Source organism: Pedobacter sp. AC402 (genome assembly GCF_979252805.1).
This window is the reverse complement of sequence record NZ_CEEDAI010000009.1, coordinates 347154-373804: the sequence shown is the minus strand read 5'-3', so window position 1 is coordinate 373804 and position 26651 is coordinate 347154. Positions and strand designations below refer to the sequence as shown.

The following is a 26651-nucleotide window of genomic DNA, read 5'->3' as shown; positions in this document are numbered from 1 at the left end:
ATATCCTGATACTAATCTACTAATGTATTATATTGCTATTATTTTAGGTGCAATTAGTTTTTCGACTGTTTTTACCATGGTATCTGCCATTGCGAGTAAGGCTGGCAATGGTGGTATGTTAATGGCAATTTTGAGTTTTCCACTTATTATCCCGGTACTCATACTCCTAATCAGATTAGCTAAGAATGCAGTTGATGGCTTGCCGTGGGATACGAGTTCAAACCTGATGGAATAAAGAACATGCTTTTGAGCCGTTAACGTTGTTACTGTTGCAACAGCATTATTGTTATTTCCTTACCTTTGGAGAGAGTAAAGTAGTATAAAAATTATAAGTTTAATAAATATTATAATATATGAGTAAAACATGGTGGAAAGTTCTGGGAGCCATATTGGTTTTGTATTCAACCGTAGGTGGATTATTAAATTGGTGTACCTAGGTTAGCAATTTTGAATGAAACTATAAGGAACCTGTATTTTCATGTACCCATGTGGTTCAGCTATGATTACACTTTTTTCTATTTCAGTTTTTTATAGTATTATGTTTTTTATTAAAGGGAGAAGAAAGCTATGATACTAGAGCAGTTGAAAGTGTAAATGTTGGGGTGGTCTTTAGTATCCTCGGTTTAATAACTGGGTCGTTATGGGCAAAATATACCTGGGGACAATTGTCGGTTTCATGTAAACAAAATTTTAGTGCAATTGCAATATTATTATATTTTGCTTATTTAATTCTTCGCAATGCAATTGATGAAGAACAAAAAAGAGCAAAAATATCAGCCATTTACAATATTTTTGCTTTTCCTTATGATGGTAGTCCTCATTATGGTACTCCCAAGGCTGTCAGATTCATTACACCCTGGCAATGGTGGCAACCCAGGCTTTAATAGTTACGATTTAGATAGCAGAATGGAACAGTTTTTATATCCAGCATTTATTGGTTGGTCTATTATTGGCTTTTGGATTTATACCATCCGTTTCAGAATACGTTCAATAGAAAACAAACAACAACATAATTAAAATGAAAAAGATATTTTTCTCCTTAATATTAATGATCGCCACTTTGCAACTATTTGCTCAGGTAAGACGGTGTAGAAATGGCCGATAGCCTGCGCAGCAATGGAAAAATCTACGTTGTTGTAATTTGTATCGTAATTATTCTTGTAGGCCTGCTTGGTTATCTTTTCGCTATTGATAAAAGATTAAAGAAGAAATTGAAAAAGAAAACCACAATAGCAAATAATAGGACCTTAAAGGATTATAGCTATAAATATTTTATCGTTTCAAATGGCAATAAATAAATGCATTATTGCTGATAATTTCATAAATTTTATATTTATCTTATTGTAAAATAGGATGTTATCGATTTTTAAAGCGCTAATTAAAGATACAAGTCAGTAAAGACATAAAATACCTACATCGCAGTATTGTTTTTTGATAATTTATTGATCAAGTTTGGTTAGTTAAAAATTAAATCAACGGGACGATTTAGATTAACATTGAAAAGTGATCAACATAATTGGTCACTTTTTTATGTCTTAATTCCCCTGTCGAATTACAATATTCGTAATATTTGCCCGGTTTTATTACTCTGTTTGTTAAGCGTTGTAATAAAAGCATGATTTAAATATTTTTTTTATAAATTTTTTAGGTTGAAATAAGCTTCAATAAAAGCGATAAAATGGTCGTTTTTCTAATCTTTCCCAAAGCATTTATCTGCGTTTAAATAGGTGTTAGTATTGTTTTTGAACAATTCGCTACAATTGGTATAAGTACTGTGGTTGCAGCAAATCAGCGTGGTGTTTGGTTTACACTAAGTCTTTTTTCATTTGGATATGTGCGGTTTTTTAGGCAATTTTGCATCGAAAACTTATTCATATTAAAAAATAAATAATGGCTAATCTAGCAGACGAGAACAAGTTCTTTGCAGATGTTTGTAAAAACTTTGACAGTGCGGCTCAATTCACCAATCATCCGGAAGGTTTATTGAACCAGATTAAAACATGTAATAGTGTATATCGTTTCCAGTTCCCAATACGCCGCGGAAACGGTTTTGAAGTAATTGATGCCTGGCGTGTAGAGCACTCTCACCATATGAGCCCTACAAAAGGTGGTATCCGTTATAGCGAAATGGTAAACGAAGATGAGGTTATGGCACTTGCAGCCTTAATGACATACAAATGTGCTATTGTTAACGTTCCATTCGGTGGTGCAAAAGGTGGGATCAAAATTAACACCAAACAATATAGCGTTGCCGAATTGGAAACGATTACCCGCCGTTATACTACAGAATTAATTAAGAAAAACTTTTATCGGTCCCGGTATCGATGTTCCTGCTCCTGATTATGGATCTGGAGAACGCGAAATGAGCTGGATTGCCGATACTTATATGACCATGAACCCTGGCCAGTTGGATGCCTTAGGCTGCGTAACTGGTAAACCAATTGCTCTACATGGTATCCGTGGTCGTAAAGAAGCTACCGGCCGTGGTGTGGCTTATGCCGTACGCGAATGTGTAGAAGTTGCAGAAGATATGGCCAAAATTGGTTTTAAAGCAGGTTTAGGTGATAAAAGAGTTATTGTACAGGGTTTAGGTAACGTGGGTTACCACTCAGCTAAATTTCTGGCCGAATTTGGGGCTACTATCGTAGGCTTATGTGAATATGAAGGCGCAATTTATAATCCCAACGGATTAAATGTTGATGAAGTTTTTGCACACCGTAAAAATACAGGCTCTATTTTAGGTTTCCCAGGTGCTACCGATTTTAAAAACTCAATGGAAGGTTTAAAAGCAAGATTGCGATATTATTGTCGGCGGCTTTAGAAAACCAGTTTACTGAGCTTAACATCCGCAAGGTTAAAGCAAAAATTATTGCTGAAGGTGCAAACGGACCAACTACACCAGAAGCTGAAGCTATTTTTACTGAAATGGGTGGAATTATTATTCCTGATATGTATTGCAATGCCGGCGGGGTTACGGTTTCTTACTTCGAATGGTTAAAAAACCTTTCTCACGTTGCTTTCGGACGTATGGAAAACCGTTATGCGGCAAATTCTAATGCAAACCTGATCAATACTTTAGAAAACCTGACTGGTAAAACGATCTTGCCTGAGCACCGTTTGATGATTGTTAAGGGTGCCTCAGAAATGGAATTGGTAAACTCTGGTTTAGAAGATACCATGATCCATTCTTATCATGAAATTCGCGAAACTTTGAAAAATAAACCAGGTACGCAGACGTTAAGAACTGCTGCTTTTGTAAATTCAATCGATAAAATTGCAGTTTCTTATATGAATTTAGGCGTTTGGCCATAATCTTAGTTTTTCATCCTGAGCTTGTTGAAGGATCAAGAACTAAATGAAAGCCTTGCAGGATTAAAACTGCAAGGCTTTTTTTATTCGTTTTTAAGAGTTACGATCTAAATCTATTGCCAACTATTAAAGCCGTTTCTAGCTCTTTTTTAGTTTGAAATTAATGCTCCTGTATTAATATTCTTATTAAAGTTGCTTGAAATCACCCTTTATCTGCGAAATTAGCCTATTTGCGTACCGGAATATCAATTGGTAAATTAAATTTGATCTGGCTGTTAATACCATTTTTAAAGGTTTTTAAAAGCTGAATTAATGCATTTGCGTCTTGATTTGAAAACAGTAATTCCGATTCCAGTTTAATTTTATCTTTTCCTGTGCTTTTTGCTTTAATTTCCAGTTGGCTAAAGTTGCTTAAATTCTCAGCGATAAGTGGCATTGGCATTTGCTTCAACAATTTTTTAAAATCTATTTTAAGGTACAAGAAATCTTCGGAGGATATTTTATTAAGGTCAGGATTAATATTTGGTAAAGTACTCAACTGAATATTGCCTTTGGTACCTTTAAAATAAGTTTGATAAAGTGGAATTATAGTTCTGCTGATTTTTCCGGTTGATTCATCCAGCGCACCTAAAGATTTTAGGTAATTACTTACTTCCTGATCATTTGCACTCATGTTAATAGATATAGCCGGAATCTTTTTGTCCTGAAGAATTTTTTTCTCCACCCGTTCAAAATCATCATTATATTCATAACCAACAACAGTATCTACCTGGGTAATTGTATTGGTCCATTCAAAATCAAGGTAATCTTTGTAAAATTTCGAAAAGTTATATTTTGAAAAAATAGAAGTATTTGGTGACTGATTGTTTTTCGATACATCTGATTTATATTTTCCGTTTAACCACATGCTTACGGAACTTTTAGGATTTAAAACGCGATGTTTTGGTTGCAGTGCAGGTTCAATCCATTTATTGGTAAATTCATTACTGAAACTGATTTTTCCATCGGTAAAGCTAATCTTGCACAAATTGTTGCTATCCTGAAAAACTAAATGATCGGTGAGGTTAATCAGATTATTAAACTTGCTTTCACCAATTTTTACCATGTTTTTTTTATTCAGGATATCTGTAAGTACTGTTTTAACCTGTTCTTTTTGAGGAGAAAAGGCTAAAACAGCATTTGATTTGTTAAATAAAATTGAGATGGTCGAATCTTTTGATTGAAAGAAACCTGACTCTTTTTTGATCAATGGCAGGAAAGTATTTTTCTCAATAAAGCAGTTAAAAGCCAACGTATCTGTTATTTCAAAGCTCGAAAAGAAGGTTGTTTTTGCTTTTTCTGCCAAGGTATATATATAGATATTTGCCGGAATTTTCAAGCCTGTTTTTAAATCCGCTATTTTATCCTTTATGCCTTTTTTATCCCCTCCAGTATATTGGTTGGGATGTTTTATATAACTAATTGCGATGGTTTTATATAATTCATCAACATTAATTTTTAGCAGGGCAGTGGCAGAAGTTGGGATTGATATCTTATTCGCCTGTATCTGCCGATACTTGAAAAAGCCGAAATAACAGATCAGCAGCAATATTACTATTGCTGCTGTTATTTTTAAAAATTTCATCATAGAAAAGGTTAACTTTTTAAAGGGGTTAATCGGTTAACTACTGAAAATTGTTATTAAAACAAGCAAGTGATTACTTCGCTGCATTTTCTATTAAAGAGAACAGGTATTTCAATGCATTTTCGTGTCCGTTCGGTATTTCTGCACTAATATCTGCTGAAACCAATCTACCTTTAATCGGGTTCGATTTCATATATACATTGCCCATTTTTTCTAAAGTGCTGTTAAATTTCTTAGCCGTTTCTTCGCCGCCAATTTCCGAATCCGGTACTTTGCCCACCAGGTTTTTGGCATTAAATAAAAAGCTGAAATTATTTTTGCTTAATAAATCTTTATGCAATTTGCTTAATTTATTGTTGCTGTATTGATTGTTGCTAATTCCCTGCATCTCTGTTAATGAGTTGCCAAAAAATACAATACCATCTTTAATCATGAAATAAATATCAATTGGGCTTTTCTTTTCCTGGAATTTGTATATGTTATTTTCAACAGTGATAAAATTCTTGTTCAGCCCGTATTTAATTGCTTTGTTAATCAATCTGGTATCTTCAGATGAGAACATGAAAAGAAAATCAGGCAGGGTTTCTTGTTTCGTTTTAACTACCTCTTTTTGCTTATAATCATCATCATATTCGTAAGTGGTAAAGGTAACGTCTTTGGTATTTAAACCGTTAATTACAAACAGGGCATCGCCTTTAACAACTTTGCTTATAGCTTCTTCATCCAAAATAAGTGAGATCAGATCAGCTCCCAAATCAATTTCTTCATCCATTCTTGCTCCTAAAAAAGATCCATAGGCTTGTTTCATTAATTTAGGAAACTCTTCCAGGTAAGCTTTGGTATCAATCGAGTAACTCATAAAACCAAGTGCTTTTTCGCTGTTTACATATTTCAGAAATTTTTTGTTCAACTTCCTGTTCATGATTTTTTTATAAGCATCGGCCTGTTCCTGAACCATTTCCAACCCTGTAGAGATACGAAAACTTTTATTGTCCATAAAAAGCTTTGCATTTAAACTGCCATAACCTTTCATTAAACCAGCTTTTCCATAGGTGCCAAATTCGGGTGCTATCGAATTGTAAACATCCTGTAAACTCGATACCCAAAGTTCTGCAATGGCTTTATTGTTTAAACTTGCGGTATAGGATTTATTGTTTTCGATAGATTCGTAAGTGCCGTTAAAAATCTGATCGGCTTGAGTAGTCATCCAGGTAAAGGCTAATCTTTTTTTCTTTACATCCTCCTCGGTAAGCTCTTTTTGATAATCCTGATAATGTTTTTCATCGCCGGCCTGGTTGTAGTTTGCCGCATCTGCAACATCGCCCGAAACATAAGTTCCAGCACTGTCTGTTACCACATCATCAGCCATATCAGGCGCAGTTTCATCATCAATAAAGCCATCACTTACCGGTTTTTTCTTTTTGGCAATGGTAGCTTTTTTACGGGTTTTACCTTTGATTGACTTTTTTGTTGGTTTTTTCTTTTTAGCAGCGGTTTTGGCCTTTTTATAAGGTTTTATAGTAGTAGGCTGATCGATTGTTTCCGGGTAAGCAATTGTTGCAACAGAATCTACAGTAACTACTGTACTGTCGGTTACCGTGGTATCCCATCCATATTTTGTGTCTTTAATTCCATAACGTGCAGATTTGACAGAATCAGCAAAGAAAGAACTTTTAATGCTTCCTGTTACAAAATAAAGCATGTTGTTATTCCATTTGATTATACTCGTGCTATCTGGCAAAATCATTGTACGGATATCGCCTTGCTGAGTATACTTTTTTTCTTTGTTTTCAATCAAACTTTCAAATTTTGCAGCATCTTTTATAGGGATCAAGAAACAGTTATAGGTAATGCTATCGCTTAACTGATTGAAGTAATACATGTTTTTCTCCAGGTTGATGCCAAAATCTTCAATGCTGGTAAAATTTTTATCCAGTGACTTTGATGTTTCCGTAAGTAATTTTTTGCCAACAAAAGATTCGTTAAAGTCTTTCACAAACATGAGTTTAAAGACATTGTCGCCTTTAATAGTGGCTACTGTAAATGCATTTGAAGGGATTTTCTTGACTAAATCCTGTGCCTGCGCCAGTTGAAAGGATAAAAAGAAAGAGATGGCAATTAGAATTTTTTTCATTTAGATAGGGTTTTTCGGAAAGTGTGATTTTATTTAGACAGTTGTATCGTGTTCGATACGTTAATTTTTCCATTAATTAAATCCATGATGCTGCTTTTTAACATTACTGCTTTTTTGGATTTCGACACATTTGATGCCGGGTTAGTGCTACTTGTTACAGGAGATTCGAAACGGTAAATACTGGTATAGGTTGCGCCATTAAAAACAGCTTTGTCTTTTGCCTTTAATTTATTGAATTCGGTTTTTGCTGTACCTACTGGCTGATATTTCCTGTTAAAAGTTTTTGTGGTTTTGTTATAACTGTATGAGGATGTATTTGTAGCCTTAATTTTTTGTTGAGCAAGGATGTTTTTAGTGATATTATTGATATTTGAAACATCTTTAAACGAAAAACTGATGGTTGCAATGTAATTGCTAAAATCACTTGTGCTTTTTACATTCGAAATGCCTTCCGATTTTTTTAAATAAGCTACAGCTTCATTAAGTTCTTGTTGTATTTTTTGTTTACTCGGTACTTTGTATCCCTGTACACTATCAAGCAGCATCACCGAAGCCACTTTGGTTTTGCTCTGGCTCAGGTTTATGGTTAATACAACATCTCCGGTTCCATCATTTTTCAAGGTAATTTCCTCAACAACTTCAAAACAGGAACTTAAAATGGGTATTAGAAAAATAAATAGCAATAGCTTATAAAACTGTTTCAAGTTCATGTTTATCCGGTTTATGTTTATTGTGGGATGTAAAAAGGAATAAAATCTGATGGGTCAAACTTAATAATTTCGAAGCTAAGTTTTATCGGATTTAAGATATTCCTTAAGATCAGTTATAAATAGATGCTCTTGTTGAAAATATTTCTGATAAAAATCAGGTAATTGTCAATATAAAGACAAGAAAAATGTAAAAGAATGCTTGCTAAGCCTATTTTTCTATCTTTGTTCCCAGCTTTTACAATACACATCATCATGAAGAAAAGTGCAATCATTGGGTTAATTACCATCGCAATTTCCGTAGGGATTTTATTTAGCTTAAACGCAAATACAGATACTTACTCTAATTTCAAACAAGCCGCTACTTCTAATAAAGAAGAGCACGTAATGGGCTATTGGGAAAAATCAAAAGGTACGTATTACGATGCGGTAAAAGATGCCAACCATTTTTCATTCCATATGAAAGATGAAAAGGGTGAAGTAAGAGAGGTTGTGTATGCAGGTACTAAGCCACAGGATTTTGAAAAGTCAGAAAAATTGGTTTTGATTGGTAAAATGGATCAGGACAAATTTTACGCATCCAAAATTTTAATGAAATGCCCTTCTAAATATAACGATAACCTGGTTGAAATCAACAAGGATGGTAAGGTTGATACTGTAGGTAAGTACGGCGAAAAAAAATATAACTAATTTTAATGGATATTCAATTTGTAGGCGAACACCTGCTGCCGGGTAAAATCGGTCAGTTTTTTATTGTACTGGCGTTTAGTGCATCATTACTTTCAACAATCGCATACTTTTATGCCAGTCGCGAGAAGAATTTAGAAGATAAATCCTGGCGAAATTTAGGCCGTATTGGGTTCTTAATTAATTTTGCTTGTATTATTGGTATAGGAGCAATTTTATTCTACCTAGTATTAGGTCACTACAATGAGTACAGTTACATTTATTGGCACTCATCAAAGCAGCTTCCAATACACTTTATTATTTCTGCTTTTTGGGAAGGTCAGGAAGGTAGTTTCTTGCTTTGGGCTTTTTGGCAATCATTTTTAGGTACTTTATTAATCTGGAAAGCTAAAACCTGGGAGCGCTCCTGTAATGACAGTTGTGGCCTTTTCACAGGTGTTTTTAACATCGATGCTTTTGGGTGTAGAAATTTTAGGCGAGCGCATCGGAAGTTCTCCTTTTATTCTACTAAGAGATTCTCTTGATTTAAAATCAATGGCACCTGTTGTTTTTGCAAATCCTGAAAATTTCGCTAATTATTTAAAATTCATTACTGATGGGAGAGGATTAAATCCATTGTTGCAAAATTACTGGATGGTTATTCACCCGCCAACTTTGTTTTTGGGTTTTGCAAGTATGGTTGTTCCTTTTGCTTACGGAATTGCAGCTTTATGGCAAAAAAGATATAAAGAATGGATTAAACCAGCATTACCGTGGACGCTTTTTGCGGTAATGGTTTTAGGTACAGGTATTATTATGGGTTCGTTTTGGGCTTATGAAGCCTTAAATTTTGGTGGTTTCTGGGCTTGGGATCCTGTAGAAAATGCCTCTTTAATTCCATGGTTAACCTTAATTGGTGCTGTACACGTAATGATTGCATATAAAAATACCGGTCATGCTTATTTTACAGCCATTGCATTGGTATTTTTAAGTTTCTTATTGGTGCTTTATGCATCGTTTTTAACCAGAAGCGGTATTTTAGGCGATACATCCGTTCACTCATTTACCGATATGGGTATGTTTGGGCACTTAATTTTATATAATGTTGTATTTGCCGTTTTAGCAGTTGTATTAATTGTAATCAGGTGGAAAGAATTGCCGATTACCACCAAAGATGAAGAAACCTATTCGCGCGAATTCTGGATGTTTATCGGAGCTTTGGTAGTAACCATCGCCTGTATTCAGGTTATTTTCTCTACTTCAGTGCCAGTCTTTAATAAGGCTTTCGGCACTAAATTTACTCCTCCTATTGATGCTGTAAAGTATTACAACCAATGGCAGGCACCATTTGCGGTGTTAATTACATTAATTTCAGGTTTTTCTCAATATTTAAAATATAAAAGAACCGACCCGCGCAAATTTTATAGCAGCTTAATTTCTGCAATTGTTTTTTCAATTGTTTTAACTGCAGGTTTGGTCTATGTAGCAGAAATCTACACCAACACCATGTACATCCTGATTACTTTTAGTTGTTTATTTGCTGTACTTTCCAATGCAGCCATATTGTATCAGGCTTTTGGTGGTAAAGCCAAACTGGCCGGATCTGCAATTGCTCACATTGGTTTTGCTTTTTTAATTTTAGGTGCATTAATTTCTGCCGCTACAAATAAGCCAATTTCCATTAATGCGAATAAATTTATTCCTGTAGAAGGTTTTGAAAAGACAGAAAAGCCTGGCGAGAACATCATGTTATATAAAAACGAGCCAAAACAAATGGGTAAGTATACTGTAACCTATGTAGCCGATACCACAGTGGCACCAAATACCATTTATACGCTTAATTTTAAAGTTTTAGATAAAGAAGGTAAGGTTAAAGAAGATTTTAACTTGCATCCGCATGTTCAGGCAAATGAAAAAATGGGCTTAATTGCATCTCCTGATACCAAGCACTATTTAACTTACGATGTTTATACACACATTACGAGTGCGGCTGTTAAACAAGAATCGCATGATGACCATGAAGGGCATTCGGATGATGAAAACTATAAAGCACCTCGTATTGTAAAGGTTTCTGTAGGGGATACCATTCATACCTCAAGTGGAATCGTTACCGTTAAAGATTTAAACAGAAAACCTACCGCAAAAGATTTAGCATTAGGCCAGGGCGATTACGCTGTTGGTTTACCTTTAGAGATTAGTGCTGCGGGTAAAATTTACAACACAGAGCCTATCTTTTTAATAAAAGGTAACAATACTTTTGATTTCGCACGTAAGGTTGATGAACTTGATCTGAAATTCCGTTTTTCGAGGGTATTACCAGATGAGAAAAAAGTGGAACTTCAGATTTTTGAAAAACCTCAACAAGCTAAAGATTGGGTTGTTTTTAAAGCAATTGAGTTTCCATTTATCAATTTATATTGGGCAGGTACCATTGTAATGGTTGTTGGTTTCTTACTTTCAATTTTCAGAAGAAGAAAAGAGGCCAAAGTAGCATAACAACATGAAGATTGTTTTATTAGGTTCAGGTAATGTTGCCACACAATTGGCCAAGGCTTTAAAGGCTGTAGGTGAAGAAGTGGTGCAAGTTTATAGCCCTAATTTTAATCATGCACAGTTTTTAGCTACTTTAATAGAAACCAAAGCAGTAAGCGATTTAAATGATCTTGAACAGAATGCTGATTTATATATTATTTCGGTAAAAGATGATGCCATTGCCGCAGTTGCCAGATCATTAAAAAATGTAAATGGTTTAGTGGTGCATACATCAGGAACTACAGATATTAATACTTTATCCTCACTGGTGAAAAATGCGGGTGTTTTTTATCCCTTGCAAACTTTTTCTAAAGGGAAGGAAATTTCATTCGTAAATATTCCACTTTGTATTGAAGCTAGTAACGAAGATCAACTAACTGTTTTAACCAATTTAGCTAGCAAATTAAGTACTAAAGTATATCCGTTAGATGGAGAGAAGCGAAAAGTATTACACCTGGCTGCCGTGTTTGCCTGTAATTTTCCGAACCACCTTTACACTTTAGCCAATGAAATTTTGAATCAGAATGATTTGGATTTCGAAATCATCAGACCTTTAATTGCCGAGACGGCTGATAAGGTAATGAGCAATCTGCCTGAAAATGTGCAAACGGGACCAGCAGTACGGGCTGATGAAAATACTTTAAATAAGCACATGAGGCATGTTAACAAGCATGCCCGGGTTGCAGAATATTTATCAAACATTAAGCGATAGCATAAAATTAACGCTGAAATAGTATTATTACGGCTTTTGCTTATTACTTTTGCAAAATAATTATGAGCATTTTTAAATTAAAAATAAATTTTGAAGAAGCAGATCACGAATCTATTGAATTGCCAATAGCCGCGGGAGAATCTGTTTTAGATGTTTGTCTGGATAACGGAATCGAATTACAACACAACTGCGGTGGTGTTTGTGGTTGCAGTACCTGCCATGTATACGTAACAAAGGGCATGGATAATATCGAAGAGATTTCCGACAAAGAAGAAGACTTTATCGACAGAGCTGTCCGTCCGAAAATTACTTCCCGCCTGGGTTGCCAATGTGTGGTAATTAATGGCGATATTGAAGTTACCATTCCAGATCAATCAGACTTTATGGGTCACTAGTTATAGTCCCAAAGCAAAAGTCATTAGTCGGTTAGCCAATTTATAAATTTAACCGATTAACCAATTTCAACAATTAACCAACAAAACAACATGAACAACGATAAATTTGCTTTACCTTTTTACTGGAATGATTATGAAGATATTGCAATGTCTTTATATGAGAAATTCGGTGATGACTTTACAGAAGCTAAAATCTACCGTATCCGCTTTACCGAACTTTTAGAATGGGTTTTATCCTTACCAAACTTTAAAGGTACCCGTGAGGAAAGCAGCGAAGGGCATTTAGAGCAAATTCAATCTGCCTGGGTGTACGAGTGGAGAGATAATCAGTAATTAGTCCTGAGTTCGGAGTCCTCAGTCCAGAGTAAGCACCGAGCGCTTAACCCTAAACGCGCGAATGTTTTTACAGAAACTAAAAGAGATCACCACTTTCATTTTTGATGTAGACGGTGTGCTTACCGATGGCTCAGTTCAGGTTACTGATAATGGTCAATCGCTACGCACATTTAACATTAAAGATGGTTATGCCATGCAATTGGCAGTTAAAAAGGGATATAACATTTGTATCATTTCTGGTGGTGATGGTATTGCAATGGGAAAACGCTTCTTCAATTTAGGGGTTACCGATGTTTTCCTTGGAACCGGAGATAAGGTTGCCATCTTTAATCAATACCTTCAGGATAAAAATATTACTGCCGGAGAAGTGCTTTATATGGGCGACGATATCCCTGATTTAAAAGTTATGAAACTGGTAGGTCTTCCAACCTGTCCGGCTGATGCCGTAGAAGAAATAAAAGCCATTTCTACATTTGTATCTCCCTTCAAAGGAGGCAAAACTGCTGTTCGCGATATTATCGAAAAAGTGATGAAAGTGCAGGGCAGATGGCATGATGAAAATCCGAACGCTGCCGATTCTGGCATGTAATTTAGCTTAATTTATAATTTATTGGGTGCTGCATAATAATTCCGTCTTAACAAAGTTATTTAGGAAAGTGTGAAACGCGGCACATTGTAATTTGCAACAGCTAAGTTACATTTTGCCATTAAACTATTGTTTTTTTTTAGACTCAAACCATCTCAATTTTCAACCAAAAACAACAAAAACAACATGAAAAAATTAATGATGATTTGCGGATTAATGCTAGGTATAGCTGGTTTCGCTAACGCGCAACAACAAGGTGGTGGACAAGGCAGAATGATGATGAAACCTGAAGACCGCGTAAAACAGTTAGACGAGAAATTAAAACTATCTGACGATCAAAAAACGAAATTAACAGCTGTTTTTACTGAGCAGGCTGAAACCATGAAAAAAATGCGCGAAGAAATGCAAGGTGGTGATAGAGATGCAATGAGAGAGAAAATGCAAAAAATGCGTGCTGATAATGATGCAAAAGTAAATGCTGTATTAACTGACGATCAGAAAAAAACTTACGAAACCTGGCAAAAAGAGCAACGTGCCGAAATGGAAAAACGTAGACAAGGTGGTGGCAACAACTAAATCTTGTTAAAATATTAAATAAGAAAGCGGCTTTAGGCCGCTTTTCTTATTTTAGCAAAAAAAATAAAATATGCCTGTAAATTTTCCCCCTATTGTTTTAGCCTCTAAATCGCCACGCCGACAAGAACTGTTAACCCTTATGGGTTTAAATTTTAAAGTAGAATTAAAAGATGTTGATGAGCGTTATCCTGATGGTTTAAGTCCGGCAGAAATTGCAGTTTATATATCAGAGCAAAAAGCAAAGGCGTTTACCGGAGATGGTGAAATTATAATTACCGCCGATACTATTGTAGCTTTAAATGGCGAAATTTTAGGCAAACCAAGCGATAGGGCACACGCACAGGAAATGCTCAAAAAACTTTCTGGCAGCAGGCATGAAGTATTTACAGGCGTAACGGTTGTTAAGGGCGATAAAAGCCATTCATTTTATGATCGTACAGAAGTGTACTGTAAAGCCGTTACCAGTGAGGAAATTGATTTCTACATCGATAATTACCAACCTTATGATAAAGCAGGAAGTTATGGTGTGCAAGATTGGTGGGGAATTGTTGTAGTAGAGCGCATTGAGGGTTCGTATACGAATGTAATGGGCTTGCCAACCGAAAAGCTTTATAACGAACTCCTTAAATTTATTTAAATCTCTTTGTGGAATTTCCTACATCGTTACATCATCTAATAAAATGATCACGATGAAAATGAGAATTAACGAAGTTACCATTGCTGAACCCTGTTTGCAAAATTGGGATGAAATGGAAAAGGGTGCAGGTTTTAATTTTTGTACAGCCTGCAGTAAAAATGTAATTGATTTTTCAGGCTATACTAATGCCGAAATCATCGGTGTATTATCCAATTCAAGTTCTTCTGTATGCGGCCGGTTGAGCCAAACTCAATTAAACCAGCTAAATTATCATTTGTCGGTTATGCCAACAACAAACAGAAACTGGATGAAATATCTTGGTGTACTGGCTATAGGCATGAGCATTTTTGTGATGGATGCAAAGGCTAAAAATATTAAAGCACCAATTGAAACTATAAAAAGCATTAACCACAAACACGCAGATACAAAGCCGATTGTACCTAAAAAAGTATATGGTTATGTTTTTGGTGCCGATAACAAGCCTGCAGCAGGGATTAGATTAACGATTGTTGATACCAAGTTTTTTGCAACAACCGATGAAAACGGCCGGTATGAGATAAGTTTAGGTGATAAATTCAACGTTAAAAATAACCAGATAATTGTTGAAAGTATACGGTATAATGGGATGCTAATACTCAATTTTTCTAAAGACAAACAGAATGACCTTAAGCTTAAAAAAGCAGAACCCATGATTATGGGACGTATGATAATTGCACCAAAAAAGAAGTAAATTACATTAGTGTAAAGAAGCCAGCTATAGAAATGGCTATCTATCATTGCATCATACTGGCAAGTACGCCCATTTTTAAATCATATGTAGAAAGCTTCAAATGGTTTATTTTTGTTCTACCCAATATGTAATTGGTGATCAAGGCAGCAATAACAATCATATCTACCCGTAAAGGAATTATGTCTTGCATTTCGGTTCTTTCCTGATGTGTTGAATTGAGTATTTTAATTGCTGTTTCTATGTAATCATCAAAATTCAATGCTAAAGTTTTCATCGTTGCAATGTCTGCCTTTTGATTGTTTTTTCTCGTAATAAGTGCTGCAAATGTTTCAAATGCACCAGCTGAACCGATTAGTATTTTTGGTTTATATTTTTCGCAGATATCAAAAAGATCTGTCAATTGATTTTGAACATGGAACAAAATGGCATTTTTCTCTTCATCGGCCAATGGATCGGATTTAAAGAACTGTTGCATTAAACGTGCAGCGCCAATGTTATAACTTTTCTTCCAGATTAATCTTTCGGTATCACAAAGAATAAATTCTACGCTCCCACCTCCAATATCCATAATTAACGATAGCTCAGTAACTGCACCACTTAGTTTTACACCCTGGTAAATGAATTCAGCTTCTTCATCGCCAGTAATGGTTTCGATCGTTATTCCTGCTCTAGTTTTAACCACATCTACAAAGTCATTTCCATTTTTAGCACTTCTTACCGCCGAAGTAGCTGTCGCCCTTACCTCATCAACCCGGAACTCGGAGATGGTCCGGCTAAAATTTTCAAGACAGCTTATTCCTCTTTCAAAGGCTTCAGGAATAATGAGATTATCGTTAATTCTACCTTCGCCCAACTTAACGGGTACATTGGTTTTATAAAGAATTTCAAATTGGTTTCCCTCTGTTTCAACAATAAGCAAATGGAAAGTGTTGGTGCCAAGATCGATAATAGCAATGCGCATAGTTTTTTTGTATTTTGGAAAGCAATAGCAGTGTTTCTTCGGAAACTGTGGTCCTGCTATCCATTAAATTTCGTTAATGTTTTTGCTAAATTAAACGAAGTAGAACGAAATACCATTGCTATCAGGTTTATTTTATTGAGGCCTGTGGTTTTTGGAGGAAATAGCATGGTGTTTATCAAGTACTATTTAGTTTCGGTCGGTGAGACACCGACCGATAGGTGAAATTTGATCCTTTGATACTGCTTAGTTTCGGTCGGTGAGACACCAACCGATAGGTGAAACAATCATGTAATTTAATCCTTTAATGCTGCTTAGTTTCGGTCGGTGAGACACCAACCGATAGGTGAAACAATTATGTAATTTAATCCTTTGATGCTGCTCATTTTCAGTCAATGAAACACCAACCGATAGGTGAAAAATTGGCGCTGGCCAGGCTACCTCAAATAGTAGCAAAAGCTGTTGTTAATAAACGGGATAGCAGCGGCAGCCTCCGATTTTTATTCGGAGCTATAGCGTATAGCCCGACTGATGCTAATATAATTACTCAACTGCTTTTCAAATTACTGTTATCTTACAGGTCAAAATATTAAGCTAAAGCAATCATGTAATTTCGTTTATAAAGGTTGCTTAGTTTCGGTAGGTGAGACACCAACCGATAGGTGAATATTGATACTTCTATTAAGTTTTTTCTAAAGGCATTTTTGAATTCATCTAAATTGTTGTTTAATACCTGTTTTGCAAATTTGGTAACCCCCAAGGCAAACAATTTCTTAGATAGGTGAGGTGAATTAATACAGATGCTGAAATAAAATCAGCATGACGATTGCATAAAAAAAACCGATGCTTGCGACATCGGTTCTTAAATTTAATATTAATAATTACTCGAAGTATTCTTTCATTCTTTCGAAGAAACTCTTATCGTTTTTACCTGGTTGAGGCTTAAAGTTTGGAGATTCACGAAGTTTCTCTAAGGCACTGCGTTCGTCGCTGCTTAAAGCTTTTGGTGTCCAGATGTTGATATGGATAATTTCATCACCCCTGTGGTAAGAGTTCACTTCTGGTAAACCTTTACCTTTTAAGCGCAATAATTTACCACTTTGAGTTCCTGGATCGATTTTAATTTTTGCTTTACCATCAATGGTTGGTACTTCGATGCTCATTCCTAAAGCAGCATCAACAAAGCTTAAATGCAAATCGTATACAATGTTATTGCCTTCACGTTTTAAGGTTTCGTGTGGTGTTTCTTCAATTAAGATAATTAAATCACCTGGGATACCGCCATTAGGAGCAGCATTTCCTTTTCCACTCATGCTTAACTGCATGCCTTCACTTACTCCGGCAGGGATGTTAATGGTAATGGTTTCTTCTCCACGTACCACACCGTCTCCATGGCAAACAGTACATTTAGAAGTAATCTGTTGTCCGCTACCATTACAAGTAGGGCATGTAGATGCTGTTTGCATCTGGCCCAAAATGGTATTGGTTACCCTACGCACCTGGCCGCTACCTCCGCAGGTACCACAGGTACTTACCGATGATTTATCTTTTGCGCCCGAGCCATCGCAGGTTTTACAAACGATTAATTTATTAACCTTGATTTTTTTCTCTGCGCCGTGTGCAATTTCTTCAAGGGTTAATTTAACTTTTATACGGAGGTTAGAACCTTTGGCAACCCTACGGCCACCGCGTTGCTGACCGCCACCACCACCGCCGAAAAAGCTTTCGAAAGGATTATGGCCGCCAAATACATCGCCGAAATTGCTAAAAATATCGTCCATGTTCATGCCGCCACCGCCGTAGCCACCGCTACTTGCGCCGCCAACTCCTGCATGACCATATTGATCATAACGTTGTTTTTTCTCCGGACTGCTTAATACCTCATAGGCTTCGGCAGCTTCCTTAAATTTATCTTCAGCAGCTTTATCCCCAGGGTTTTTATCCGGGTGATATTTGATCGCCATCTTGCGGTAGGCTTTCTTTATCTCATCAGCAGCTGCGCCCCTGGCTACGCCCAATACGTCGTAATAATCTCTTTTACTCATCTTCTTTATAAAATGATTGAATGATTGAGTGATGGAAATAAGAGAATGTTAATTCAATTATTCAAAATTCAATTATTCAATAATTATTTCTGTATTAATCATTAAATGACTGATGGAATAAGAGAATGGTATTTAGCATTCAACCATTCAAATTTCAATCATTCAATAATTACTTTTTTATGCTCCAACTACAACTTTAGCAAAGCGGATTACATTATCATTTAAGGTATATCCTTTTTCAACTTCATCAATTACTTTTCCTTTTAAATCCTCAGTAGGGGCTGGGATATTGGTAATTGCCTCATGGAAATCGGTATTAAAAGGTTGGCTGATGCTTTCTACATCTTTCAGGCCTTTCTGTGCCAGTGTGTTTTTCAGTTTTGTACTAACCAACAAAATACCTTCTTTTACCGGAGCAACATCAGCAGCAGTTTCCATTGCTTTTAATGCACGGTCGAAATCATCTAAAACTGGTAAAAGCGATACAATTACATCTTTACCAGCGGTTTGCAATAATTCTATACGTTCTTTTTGGGTACGGCGTTTATAATTGTCGAATTCTGCGTATAAACGTAAATATTTGTCGTTAAGCTGTTGAACTTCTGCTTGCAATTTTTCTTCAGCAGATAATTCTGGAGCCTGCTCAGTTTCATTTGCAGAAGCATCAGTATTCTCTACATTTTCAGCAGTATTTTCTGATGTATTTTCAGGATTCATTATATTTTCTTCTTTATCGTTATTTTTCTTCTTATTAAACATAATACTAGGCTGAATTTTTTTGTGTTAATCTCAACTATTTTGCCATAAACGGAAATCAGCCAAGCTGTCAGATTTATTTGTATTTATCTGAACAGATTGGCTGATTAGCTGACGGGTGTCAGAATTTTTTATACGATTTGTGCATCTTCATGCACCACACCATTTTCACATTTAATAATGCGTGAAGGGAAAGTACGGATAATGTGGTAATCGTGCGTGGCCATTAAAACCGCAGTTCCGGCCTGGCTAATTTGCTTTAAAAGGGTTACAATTTCTTCTGATGTTTCCGGATCTAAATTTCCTGTAGGTTCATCGGCAAGTATAATTTCAGGATCGTTTAGCAAAGCCCTCGCAATAACGATACGCTGTTGTTCACCTCCCGAAATTTCATGTGGCATTTTTTTAATTTTAGAACGCAAACCAACTTTGTCTAAAACATCTTTAATGCGTTCATTAATTAGTTTTTCGTCTTTCCAACCTGTTGCTTTAAGTACGAATTCGAGGTTTTTTTCAATTGTTCTATCAGTAAGTAGTTGAAAATCCTGAAATACCACGCCTAATTTACGGCGTAAAAAAGGCACCTGACTTTCTTTTAGATTTTTAAGGTCGAAACCAGCAATATTACCATCGCCATTACCAATATGAAGGTCGCCATATAATATTTTAAGCAAACTACTCTTACCGGAGCCTGTTTGCCCGATCAGGAAAACAAATTCGTTTCTTTCGATATGTAAATTTACGTTGGAGAGGACTAAATGTTTCTGCTGAAAAACATCAACATTGCTTAAATGAATTACTGAATTGCCTGCCATATTATATTTCTAATTTTGCAATCTGCCCGAAAGGCAAATCTTTAACCATTTCCATAATGTATTCCTGCTTGTCTCCAAGTCCGAGTTTTTCCAGCGATTTATCAGGTCTATCTACCCTAAAATAAGCTAAAAGTGTAAACTTGTCATCTCTTAACTGTACGTAATCTGGAATTTTGGCTATGCCTTTAACTTTAACGATATACATTGTGTCCAAAAATAGCTATTTAAGCTGAAAGCCCAAAGGAGAAAGCTTAAACACTAAAATACAGAAATTCAGTTTAGCTTGTTCAAGAACTCAATTGTATTTACATCATCGGCATAATCCCAAAGTTTTGGGTGCTGACTTTGGCCGAAATCATAAGTTTTAAAATTTAAAGGAGATTTGGTAATCACACACTGAATGTTTTCAGATTTATCTTTCAACTTTTCTTCAACCTCATGCAGATGTTCATATTCTTCATAAAAAAGAACAGCCAGTGGCGAGGTAAGGCTTTCATCTTCTTTTAACAATAAAAATCCGTTGTCGAAGTGCTTAGCTGCATTAACCAGGTAAATAGATTTATTGTAATCGTAATTATTATTGTATTTAAAATGGTTTATTATGGGCTGAAAGCTTTCTATTCCTTCATAAAAATTAGCAATATCGTAACCTTTCGGGAAATAAAGTTTTGCTACATTTCTGCAGCCTAATCCAAAATAATCAAAAATATCGTTGCCCAGATTCTGGATGTCTTCAAAACTTTCCGAACCATCTAAAACGGCAACACTGTTTCTGTTTTTCCTGATGATGTTTGGCACTTTGCTAAAATAATAATCAAAATAGCGTGATGAATTGTTACTTCCTGTGGCAATAACGGCCTCAAAATCTTTCAAACGTTCTACATATTGGATGTGGGTATCAAAAGCGGGCTCTATTTCTATCAGTGCTGCAATTACCGCTTTAATCAATTTATCGTCAGCCGAAGAAAGTTTTATCAGGGCAATATTTCCAGTAGCCAGTACACTTAAAACATCATGCAAACCTACAAGAGGAATATTTCCTGCTAAAATTAAACCCACCTTTTTTGGGGAGTTACTAAACCTGATTGATTTGAACCAAACGCTTAAATCGGCCTCATTTAACATCTCAGCAAATGATAAAATAGATTTTTTTATATTTTCTGCTGTGAACCATACATTGGTATTTTCAGCGTTATAAAATGCATTTCCTAGTATGTCAGTAGGGTTTGTAAGCAATGTGCCTAGTTGGTTAAACGCGGATATTGCTTTTTCTTGAGTTAATGCTGACATATTTAGAATTATTATTAAGTGATTATATATTATATTTGCATCGCAAAGGTAAACTAAGCAAAAGAATTAGACGAAAACATGGCGATTAAAATAACAGATGAGTGTATAAATTGTGGGGCTTGCGAACCGGAATGTCCTAATAACGCAATTTACGATGCCGGTACTGCATGGCGTTTTTCTGATGGTACCAATTTAAACGGTATCATTGATTTTGGTAATCAACAAATTGAGGCTGACTCAGCACAGGAAGCAGTTTCGGATGAAGTGTATTACATTGTATCCGATAAGTGTACGGAGTGTAAAGGCTTCCATGATGAGCCACAGTGTGCGGCAGTTTGTCCGGTTGATTGTTGTGTAGATGACGAAGATATCCGCGAAACAGAAGATGAATTGTTGGCTAAAAAAGCCTGGTTACACCAAGAAGGGTAGTCAACCTTAAATATTTATGAAAAAAGTCTCACCTAAAGTGAGACTTTTTTTGTTTTATAAGGTTTCACTCTTTTTGCCGGAGCTTTACCGATTGGCAGTGATTAAATAGAAGACACGTCATTTCGACTGGAACGAAGTGGAATGGAGAAATCTATAAGCGTGGTATTATTCATGTAAAAAGATAGCGAACGGGTTCTGTATGATAACAACAGTAGCAATGCTGAAAGCTATAAGATTTCTCGACTTCGTTGCACTCCGCTCGAAATGACGACGTAGATTATTAATCTATTAATCAGTCCGCAATTATCCTAAACCTAATCAACATCACATTTATTAGGGATAATTAGCACTGGGCAGGCCGATTTCCTTGCAACGTGTTCTGCAACGCTTCCCATTAAGAAGTGGTATAATCCTGTGCGGCCGTAAGTACCAATTACAATTAAATCAGAACCCCACTCATCAGATTGCTGTATAATGCCATGCGCTGCGGTATCTACTATGCTTAAATAAGTTGTGGTAATTCCTTTTCCATATTTAGTTTCCATTTCTTTAAGTAAGATATGGCTGTTTTCTTCACTATTGTCGTAAGTCTCCAAAAATACAGGTGCCAGGGTTAAATCTGGATTTACATTGGCAGGTACTGGTTCGATAATGTTAACCAATGCAACTTCTGCTCCAAATTTTTCGGCCATGTCGTAACCGGCTTTTGCCGCTTTTTCTGAGCAGGTACTGTTATCAACGGCGATTAATATTTTTTTAAAATTCATGGCAAGCTGATTTAAAAGGTGATCATCATATAAATAACAAATTTGCATGCAAAATGTTAGGCAATGGATGTATTTTATTAGTTTTACAATAGTTTCACGAGCAGATTTAAATGGAAAATCAATACGGTATTTGTAGGGTTGCTGTAGCACCCTTAAGAGCAGATGCATCAGATCAGGCAGAAATTGTTTCGCAACTTTTATTTGGCGATCATGTCGAAATTATACAGAAAGAAGATCGATGGTGGCTGATTCAGAATGGTTATGACGGTTATGAGGGCTGGATGGATTTTAGGCAATTGGCACCAATTACCCAAAATCAGTTTGCAGAAATGCATGATTGTAAGTTACTTGCCCCATTAAGTTTTAATAACGTATTAACAGCGGCTGATGGAAGTAGCTATCATTTGAGTCCGGCCAGTAACCTTCCATTTTTAAAGGATGATTTTTGTTATGCGGGCGAAGAAAAGTTTAAGTTAAATTTCGGAGAATATGATAAAAGTGCTGTAAATTTTACAGATAAGGTGACTGAAACTGCTAAATTTTTTCAGAACATACCATATTTGTGGGGTGGAAGGCATTTATTTGGCCTTGATTGTTCTGGTTTTACCCAAACTGTATTTAAAATGTTGGGCATCAAACTGAACCGCGATGCTTCGCAACAGGCAGAGCAAGGCGAGTTGGTAGGTTTTTTGGCAGAATGCAGGGCTGGTGATGTTGCTTTTTTTGATAACGACGAAGGCAGAATTACTCACGTAGGTATTATGCTCAGTCCAAATGAAATTATTCATTCCTCAGCCAAAGTAAAAATAGATCCAATTGATGATCAGGGTATTTTTAATAAAGAATTAGGTAAATATTCGCATAAACTGAGAATTATTAAACGATTTGTGGATTAAGTTTGTGGAATGCGGTTTTGGACGCAATGGCAAACAAAAATTATTTCAGGGTATTTTTATCAAGAAAGATGCTGACCACGCAGGAGCTACAAGACAATTAAAAATAATATTTCTACTTGTAAAATAAATTCAGCATGACGGAGCTTAAAATTAAAAAACTAGTTATCCATCTCCTAAACCATAATTTGCCGACCAACAACACAAAACCTTTATGCAAAGCATCATCTATGTCCCTTTTTTGCTCTTTTTGATTATATTTGTATAGATAATTAAAGCGAATATGGAGCCGAAAATAAGGAAAATGGCAATGGTGTTCAATCAGGTAAAGATGGAGGATGAAGATGCTTTGGATATTGCCTTTTGGCTTGCTCAGGCTCCAGAAGAACGGCTTAAAACTGTCGTTTCTTTAAGGAAAAGTTATTTCACCTGGTTAAATAGTTCATTTCCTGAAAAAATGGATAAGGTTATAACACATCGTAAATTATGATATTTGAGCCTGACTTTATAGAGTTTATAGAACTCTTAAATAAGCATGATGTTAAATATATGATTGTGGGTGCTCATGCTTTAGCATATCATGGCAGACCCAGACATACTGGTGATTTAGATAATTTGGATTAAGCCAGATCACGAAAACGCTGAAAAAATGATTGATGTATTGACTGAATTCGGTTTCGCATCACTAGGGTTTAAGAAAGATGATTTTTTAAAAGAAAACTATGTTTCACAAATTGGCTATCCACCGTTAAGGATTGATATATTAAATGCAATTTCGGGTGTTGAGTTTGATGAAGCCTTCGAAAACAAAATTGATGCTGAAATTGATGGTTTAGTCACGCCTTTTATCAATGTTCAGGATTTTATTGCCAATAAGGTTGCTTCTGGAAGGCTCAAAGACTTAGCTGATATAAAAGAGCTGCAGAAAAGAATAAATAAAAAGAAATCTTAAATTATTCCATCTCCCAAACCATCACCTGCTGATCATCACCTGTAGAAATTAAGTATTTGCCGTCATTGCTCCAGATGATTTTATTAATCGAATGCGTATGCCCTATACCTGCTTTTTCTAAACTTAATATTTTATACAGTTTAAAGTTTTCTGCATCCCAAAGTTTAATACTCTTATCCTGACTGCTAGTAGCGAAATAAGGCAGGGTAGGATGAAAGGCAATATCATAAATGGTAAACATATGCGCCGGAACGGTTTCTCTGAGTTCGTAATTCGGCAGATCCCATATTTTTAGTTGTGCATCTCTGCTTCCCGAAATTAAGTATTTGCCTGTGGGATGATAAGCCAAAGAGGTAACAGGTAATGAATGTCCCTCCAATGATTGTTTCAAGCTATAATCTGCAAGGTTGTAAATCCTGATCAAATGATCCTTACAGCCAAAGGCCACTTCACGTTCATTGGGTGCAATGGCAATTGCCCTAACGGTATCGTAAGCCACCTGGAAGCGATAAATTTCTGTAAAATCATTAATCGACCAAACTGCAACAGTACCATCTTCTCCAGTGGTTAAAAGCTCATTTTTTTCTTTTACGGTTTGTATATTGAAAATCGGCTTGGTATGTGCATTTATTCTGTTAATTACCTTTTGCTCCTTAAAATCATAAACACTAAAAGCCCCACTGCGTTCACCGATAAATAGTTGTTTATTATAATAGTGCAAACAATAAACTGAACTCTGCACTGGCATTTTAACCTTCACAAAAGCCATCTCATTTAACGACCACTCTACAACACCTTTATCGTTGCCTGCACTAAAAAATACACCATCTTCATCTGAGTTGGCAAGCGCATAAACAGGGTTTTGGTGTCCGGGGAAGGTATGTAGGTGTTTGAGCATTTCTTAAGGTTCATGGTTTAAGGTTTTGGGTGTAGGGTTAGGCATATAGCACCTTAAACCTTACGCCTTCTACCTCAAACCTTATTTGTGTCTTTTCTCTAAATTCTTCGCTATATCCTGAATCGATAAACCTTTTTCTTTCAATAAAAATAAAAGGTGAAAAACAAGATCTGATGCTTCACCAATTAATTCTTCTTCCGACTCAGCTAAGGCAGCGATTACGGTTTCTACACCCTCTTCACCAACTTTTTGAGCAATTTTGTTTAAGCCTTTAGCACGCATTTTATTGATATACGAACCTTCAACAGGATTTTCGTATCTATCGGTAATGATGTTTTCGAGTTCGAAGATGAAATTTTGATTGAAATCTGTTTTAAAACAACTTCGGCTACCAGTATGGCAGGTAGGCCCAACGGCATCGGCCTTAATCAGAATGGTGTCGTTATCACAGTCTACAAAAAGTTCTTTAACAAACAAGAAGTTATTGCTGGTTTCACCTTTTGTCCAAAGGCGATTTTTAGAACGCGAAAAGAAAGTTACTTTGCCTTCAGCTTGCGTTTTTTCCAATGCTTCGGCATTCATATAGCCTAACATTAAAACCTCTAAAGTTTTATGATCCTGAATGATTACCGGGACCCCCCAGCCCCCTGAAGGGGGAGTTTTGCCAAAGTCAATTTGGCTAACATCTATTTTTTTTTCAATCATTTATTATTCTATTTTATACTTTACCATATTGAGTGGTAACGTCCCCTTTAGGGGATTTAGGGGTTTATATTCTTACCGGAATATTGTTCCTTTTTAATTCTTGCTTTAAATCAGGAATCAGGATTTCGCCATAATGAAATACCGAAGCTGCCAGTGCGGCATCAACATTGGCTTTTTCAAAAACCTCAGTAAAATGCTCCATATTGCCTGCTCCACCTGATGCTATAATTGGGATATTGATCATTTGGTTTACTTTGCTTAATAATCCACAATCAAAACCTGCTTTTGTACCATCATGGTCCATAGAGGTTAACAGGATTTCTCCTGCGCCTAAATCTTCTGCCTGTTTTATCCAGCTTTCGGTTTCCAGCTCGGTAATTAATCGTCCACCATTTAAGTGAACCATATTTTTACCGTCTACATGTTTAGTATCGACAGCCAAAACCACAAATTGTACTCCAAAAGTTTTAGCCAGGTCTTCAATTAGCTTTGGATTTCTAACTGCGGCCGAATTGATGCTGATTTTATCAGCTCCTGCATTTAATAATGCTTCTGCATCCGCAATTTCGGTTATTCCACCACCAATGGTAAAAGGAATATTTAATTGCCTGGCAACCGATTTAACCATTTCAATCATCGTTTTCCGACGCTCGTGGGTTGCGGTAATATCAAGAAAAACCAATTCATCAGCACCCTGTTGTGCATATTGTGCCGCTAGTTCAACCGGATCGCCAGCATCACGTAAATCAACAAAATTTACACCTTTTACCGTACGGCCGTCTTTAACGTCTAAACAAGGGATTATTCTTTTACTTAGCCCCCCGCCCCCTAAAGGGGGAGATGCAAATTGCTTAGCCTGTATGGCTTCTTTTATCTTTTCCAAAACTGAGTCTAAATTATTGTAAAGTTCAGTGTTTTTGAATCTCATTACCTTAATTCCAAATCCCTCGAGAACTTTTTGTCTTTCAATATCATTATTAATAACCTCCGGTAGATCATGGATGCTTCCATCTAATTCGATAATTAATTTTGCCTCATGACAGTAAAAGTCAGCGATAAAAGATGAAATAGGGTGTTGTCTTCTAAATTTTACTCCTAATTGCTTATTACTGATAACATGCCATAGTAAATTTTCAGCTTCAGTGACTTTGTTTCTTAGGCGTTTAGCATTTTCAAAAATCATATTTGATGCACCATAG

The 26651-nt window shown here is 36.0% G+C and carries 28 protein-coding genes and 3 pseudogenes; 18 read left to right on the top strand and 13 right to left on the bottom strand.

Annotated features, from left to right (window positions below; translation table 11 throughout):
* Positions 1-22 precede the first annotated feature (22 nt).
* From AC0IWE_RS12245 to AC0IWE_RS12225, 5 genes and pseudogenes are all read left to right on the top strand, one after another.
* Complete coding sequence (locus AC0IWE_RS12245; protein ID WP_471793281.1) at positions 23-235, top strand: heme exporter protein CcmB; 213 nt, start codon at positions 23-25, stop codon at positions 233-235.
* Positions 236-602: 367 nt separating this feature from the next.
* A pseudogene (ccsA, locus tag AC0IWE_RS12240) lies at positions 603-740 on the top strand (cytochrome c biogenesis protein CcsA); the annotation flags it as partial.
* 7 nt (positions 741-747) lie between these two features.
* A complete protein-coding gene (locus AC0IWE_RS12235; protein ID WP_471794056.1) occupies positions 748-1017 on the top strand; it encodes a hypothetical protein in 270 nt (89 codons plus the stop codon).
* A gap of 77 nt (positions 1018-1094) precedes the next feature.
* The gene (locus AC0IWE_RS12230; RefSeq protein WP_471793280.1) at positions 1095-1298 is read left to right on the top strand and encodes a CcmD family protein; all 204 of its coding nucleotides are present in this window, start codon (positions 1095-1097) and stop codon (positions 1296-1298) included.
* Positions 1299-1890: 592 nt separating this feature from the next.
* Positions 1891-3312, top strand: a pseudogene (locus tag AC0IWE_RS12225) (Glu/Leu/Phe/Val family dehydrogenase).
* Positions 3313-3535: 223 nt separating this feature from the next.
* On the opposite strand, the gene AC0IWE_RS12220 reads toward AC0IWE_RS12225, so the two are convergent.
* The 3 genes from AC0IWE_RS12220 to AC0IWE_RS12210 form a co-directional block, all read right to left on the bottom strand.
* Positions 3536-4936: a hypothetical protein gene (locus AC0IWE_RS12220; RefSeq protein WP_471793279.1), complete on the bottom strand. Its 1401-nt coding sequence runs from the start codon at positions 4934-4936 to the stop codon at positions 3536-3538.
* A gap of 70 nt (positions 4937-5006) precedes the next feature.
* Complete coding sequence (locus tag AC0IWE_RS12215; RefSeq protein ID WP_471793278.1) at positions 5007-7067, bottom strand: hypothetical protein; 2061 nt, start codon at positions 7065-7067, stop codon at positions 5007-5009.
* A 29-nt stretch (positions 7068-7096) separates the two neighbouring features.
* Positions 7097-7777, bottom strand: coding sequence for a hypothetical protein (locus tag AC0IWE_RS12210; protein WP_471793277.1), 681 nt, complete (start codon positions 7775-7777; stop codon positions 7097-7099).
* 252 nt (positions 7778-8029) lie between these two features.
* Between AC0IWE_RS12210 and AC0IWE_RS12205 the strand changes: the two genes are divergently transcribed.
* The 9 genes and pseudogenes from AC0IWE_RS12205 (at position 8030) to AC0IWE_RS12165 (ending at position 14944) form a co-directional block, all read left to right on the top strand.
* Positions 8030-8464: a cytochrome c maturation protein CcmE domain-containing protein gene (locus AC0IWE_RS12205; RefSeq protein ID WP_463493193.1), complete on the top strand. Its 435-nt coding sequence runs from the start codon at positions 8030-8032 to the stop codon at positions 8462-8464.
* Between the two features lie 5 nt (positions 8465-8469).
* Positions 8470-10936: pseudogene (gene ccsA, locus AC0IWE_RS12200) on the top strand (cytochrome c biogenesis protein CcsA).
* Positions 10937-10940: 4 nt separating this feature from the next.
* Positions 10941-11684 carry a Rossmann-like and DUF2520 domain-containing protein gene (locus AC0IWE_RS12195; protein WP_471793276.1) on the top strand — a complete coding sequence of 248 codons (744 nt, stop codon included), beginning with the start codon at positions 10941-10943 and terminating at the stop codon, positions 11682-11684.
* A gap of 62 nt (positions 11685-11746) precedes the next feature.
* Positions 11747-12079 (top strand): 2Fe-2S iron-sulfur cluster-binding protein, encoded by a 333-nt coding sequence (locus tag AC0IWE_RS12190; RefSeq protein WP_029275355.1) that lies wholly within the window; start codon positions 11747-11749, stop codon positions 12077-12079.
* A 90-nt stretch (positions 12080-12169) separates the two neighbouring features.
* A complete protein-coding gene (iscX, locus tag AC0IWE_RS12185) occupies positions 12170-12412 on the top strand; it encodes a Fe-S cluster assembly protein IscX (protein ID WP_025143141.1) in 243 nt (80 codons plus the stop codon).
* Positions 12413-12476: 64 nt separating this feature from the next.
* A complete protein-coding gene (locus AC0IWE_RS12180) occupies positions 12477-13004 on the top strand; it encodes a KdsC family phosphatase (protein ID WP_471793275.1) in 528 nt (175 codons plus the stop codon).
* Positions 13005-13187: 183 nt separating this feature from the next.
* Complete coding sequence (locus AC0IWE_RS12175) at positions 13188-13577, top strand: Spy/CpxP family protein refolding chaperone (RefSeq protein ID WP_055914962.1); 390 nt, start codon at positions 13188-13190, stop codon at positions 13575-13577.
* Between the two features lie 70 nt (positions 13578-13647).
* Positions 13648-14214: a Maf family protein gene (locus AC0IWE_RS12170; protein WP_471793274.1), complete on the top strand. Its 567-nt coding sequence runs from the start codon at positions 13648-13650 to the stop codon at positions 14212-14214.
* 52 nt (positions 14215-14266) lie between these two features.
* A complete protein-coding gene (locus tag AC0IWE_RS12165) occupies positions 14267-14944 on the top strand; it encodes a carboxypeptidase-like regulatory domain-containing protein (protein WP_471793273.1) in 678 nt (225 codons plus the stop codon).
* Between the two features lie 43 nt (positions 14945-14987).
* Here AC0IWE_RS12165 and AC0IWE_RS12160 read toward each other — a convergent pair whose 3' ends face one another.
* The 6 genes from AC0IWE_RS12160 to AC0IWE_RS12135 all read right to left on the bottom strand — a co-directional run bounded on the left by AC0IWE_RS12160 (position 14988) and on the right by AC0IWE_RS12135 (position 20808).
* Complete coding sequence (locus tag AC0IWE_RS12160; protein ID WP_471793272.1) at positions 14988-15905, bottom strand: Ppx/GppA phosphatase family protein; 918 nt, start codon at positions 15903-15905, stop codon at positions 14988-14990.
* A gap of 878 nt (positions 15906-16783) precedes the next feature.
* Positions 16784-17947 carry a molecular chaperone DnaJ gene (dnaJ, locus tag AC0IWE_RS12155; RefSeq protein ID WP_055914551.1) on the bottom strand — a complete coding sequence of 388 codons (1164 nt, stop codon included), beginning with the start codon at positions 17945-17947 and terminating at the stop codon, positions 16784-16786.
* 177 nt (positions 17948-18124) lie between these two features.
* On the bottom strand, positions 18125-18706 hold the full coding sequence (locus AC0IWE_RS12150; RefSeq protein ID WP_471793271.1) for a nucleotide exchange factor GrpE: 582 nt from the start codon (positions 18704-18706) through the stop codon (positions 18125-18127).
* A 128-nt stretch (positions 18707-18834) separates the two neighbouring features.
* Positions 18835-19518, bottom strand: a complete 684-nt coding sequence (locus AC0IWE_RS12145; protein ID WP_471793270.1) for a cell division ATP-binding protein FtsE — start codon at positions 19516-19518, stop codon at positions 18835-18837.
* A 1-nt stretch (position 19519) separates the two neighbouring features.
* Positions 19520-19723 carry a hypothetical protein gene (locus AC0IWE_RS12140; protein ID WP_057932355.1) on the bottom strand — a complete coding sequence of 68 codons (204 nt, stop codon included), beginning with the start codon at positions 19721-19723 and terminating at the stop codon, positions 19520-19522.
* 68 nt (positions 19724-19791) lie between these two features.
* On the bottom strand, positions 19792-20808 hold the full coding sequence (locus AC0IWE_RS12135; RefSeq protein WP_471793269.1) for an acyl-CoA reductase: 1017 nt from the start codon (positions 20806-20808) through the stop codon (positions 19792-19794).
* A 78-nt stretch (positions 20809-20886) separates the two neighbouring features.
* On the opposite strand from AC0IWE_RS12135, the gene AC0IWE_RS12130 reads away from it, so the two are divergent.
* Complete coding sequence (locus AC0IWE_RS12130; RefSeq protein ID WP_055914541.1) at positions 20887-21237, top strand: 4Fe-4S dicluster domain-containing protein; 351 nt, start codon at positions 20887-20889, stop codon at positions 21235-21237.
* 314 nt (positions 21238-21551) lie between these two features.
* Here AC0IWE_RS12130 and AC0IWE_RS12125 read toward each other — a convergent pair whose 3' ends face one another.
* Positions 21552-22004 (bottom strand): universal stress protein, encoded by a 453-nt coding sequence (locus AC0IWE_RS12125; RefSeq protein ID WP_055914956.1) that lies wholly within the window; start codon positions 22002-22004, stop codon positions 21552-21554.
* A gap of 110 nt (positions 22005-22114) precedes the next feature.
* On the opposite strand from AC0IWE_RS12125, the gene AC0IWE_RS12120 reads away from it, so the two are divergent.
* The 3 genes from AC0IWE_RS12120 (at position 22115) to AC0IWE_RS12110 (ending at position 23849) form a co-directional block, all read left to right on the top strand.
* Positions 22115-22900: a C40 family peptidase gene (locus AC0IWE_RS12120; RefSeq protein ID WP_471793268.1), complete on the top strand. Its 786-nt coding sequence runs from the start codon at positions 22115-22117 to the stop codon at positions 22898-22900.
* Between the two features lie 280 nt (positions 22901-23180).
* Positions 23181-23387 carry a hypothetical protein gene (locus AC0IWE_RS12115; RefSeq protein ID WP_055914532.1) on the top strand — a complete coding sequence of 69 codons (207 nt, stop codon included), beginning with the start codon at positions 23181-23183 and terminating at the stop codon, positions 23385-23387.
* Positions 23388-23546: 159 nt separating this feature from the next.
* Positions 23547-23849 carry a hypothetical protein gene (locus tag AC0IWE_RS12110; protein ID WP_471793267.1) on the top strand — a complete coding sequence of 101 codons (303 nt, stop codon included), beginning with the start codon at positions 23547-23549 and terminating at the stop codon, positions 23847-23849.
* Between the two features lies 1 nt (position 23850).
* Here AC0IWE_RS12110 and AC0IWE_RS12105 read toward each other — a convergent pair whose 3' ends face one another.
* The 3 genes from AC0IWE_RS12105 to hisF all read right to left on the bottom strand — a co-directional run bounded on the left by AC0IWE_RS12105 (position 23851) and on the right by hisF (position 26635).
* The gene (locus AC0IWE_RS12105) at positions 23851-24747 is read right to left on the bottom strand and encodes a WD40 repeat domain-containing protein (protein WP_471793266.1); all 897 of its coding nucleotides are present in this window, start codon (positions 24745-24747) and stop codon (positions 23851-23853) included.
* 81 nt (positions 24748-24828) lie between these two features.
* A complete protein-coding gene (hisIE, locus tag AC0IWE_RS12100) occupies positions 24829-25452 on the bottom strand; it encodes a bifunctional phosphoribosyl-AMP cyclohydrolase/phosphoribosyl-ATP diphosphatase HisIE (protein WP_463493204.1) in 624 nt (207 codons plus the stop codon).
* Between the two features lie 64 nt (positions 25453-25516).
* Positions 25517-26635, bottom strand: a complete 1119-nt coding sequence (gene hisF / locus AC0IWE_RS12095) for an imidazole glycerol phosphate synthase subunit HisF (protein WP_471794033.1) — start codon at positions 26633-26635, stop codon at positions 25517-25519.
* Positions 26636-26651: the final 16 nt, after the last annotated feature.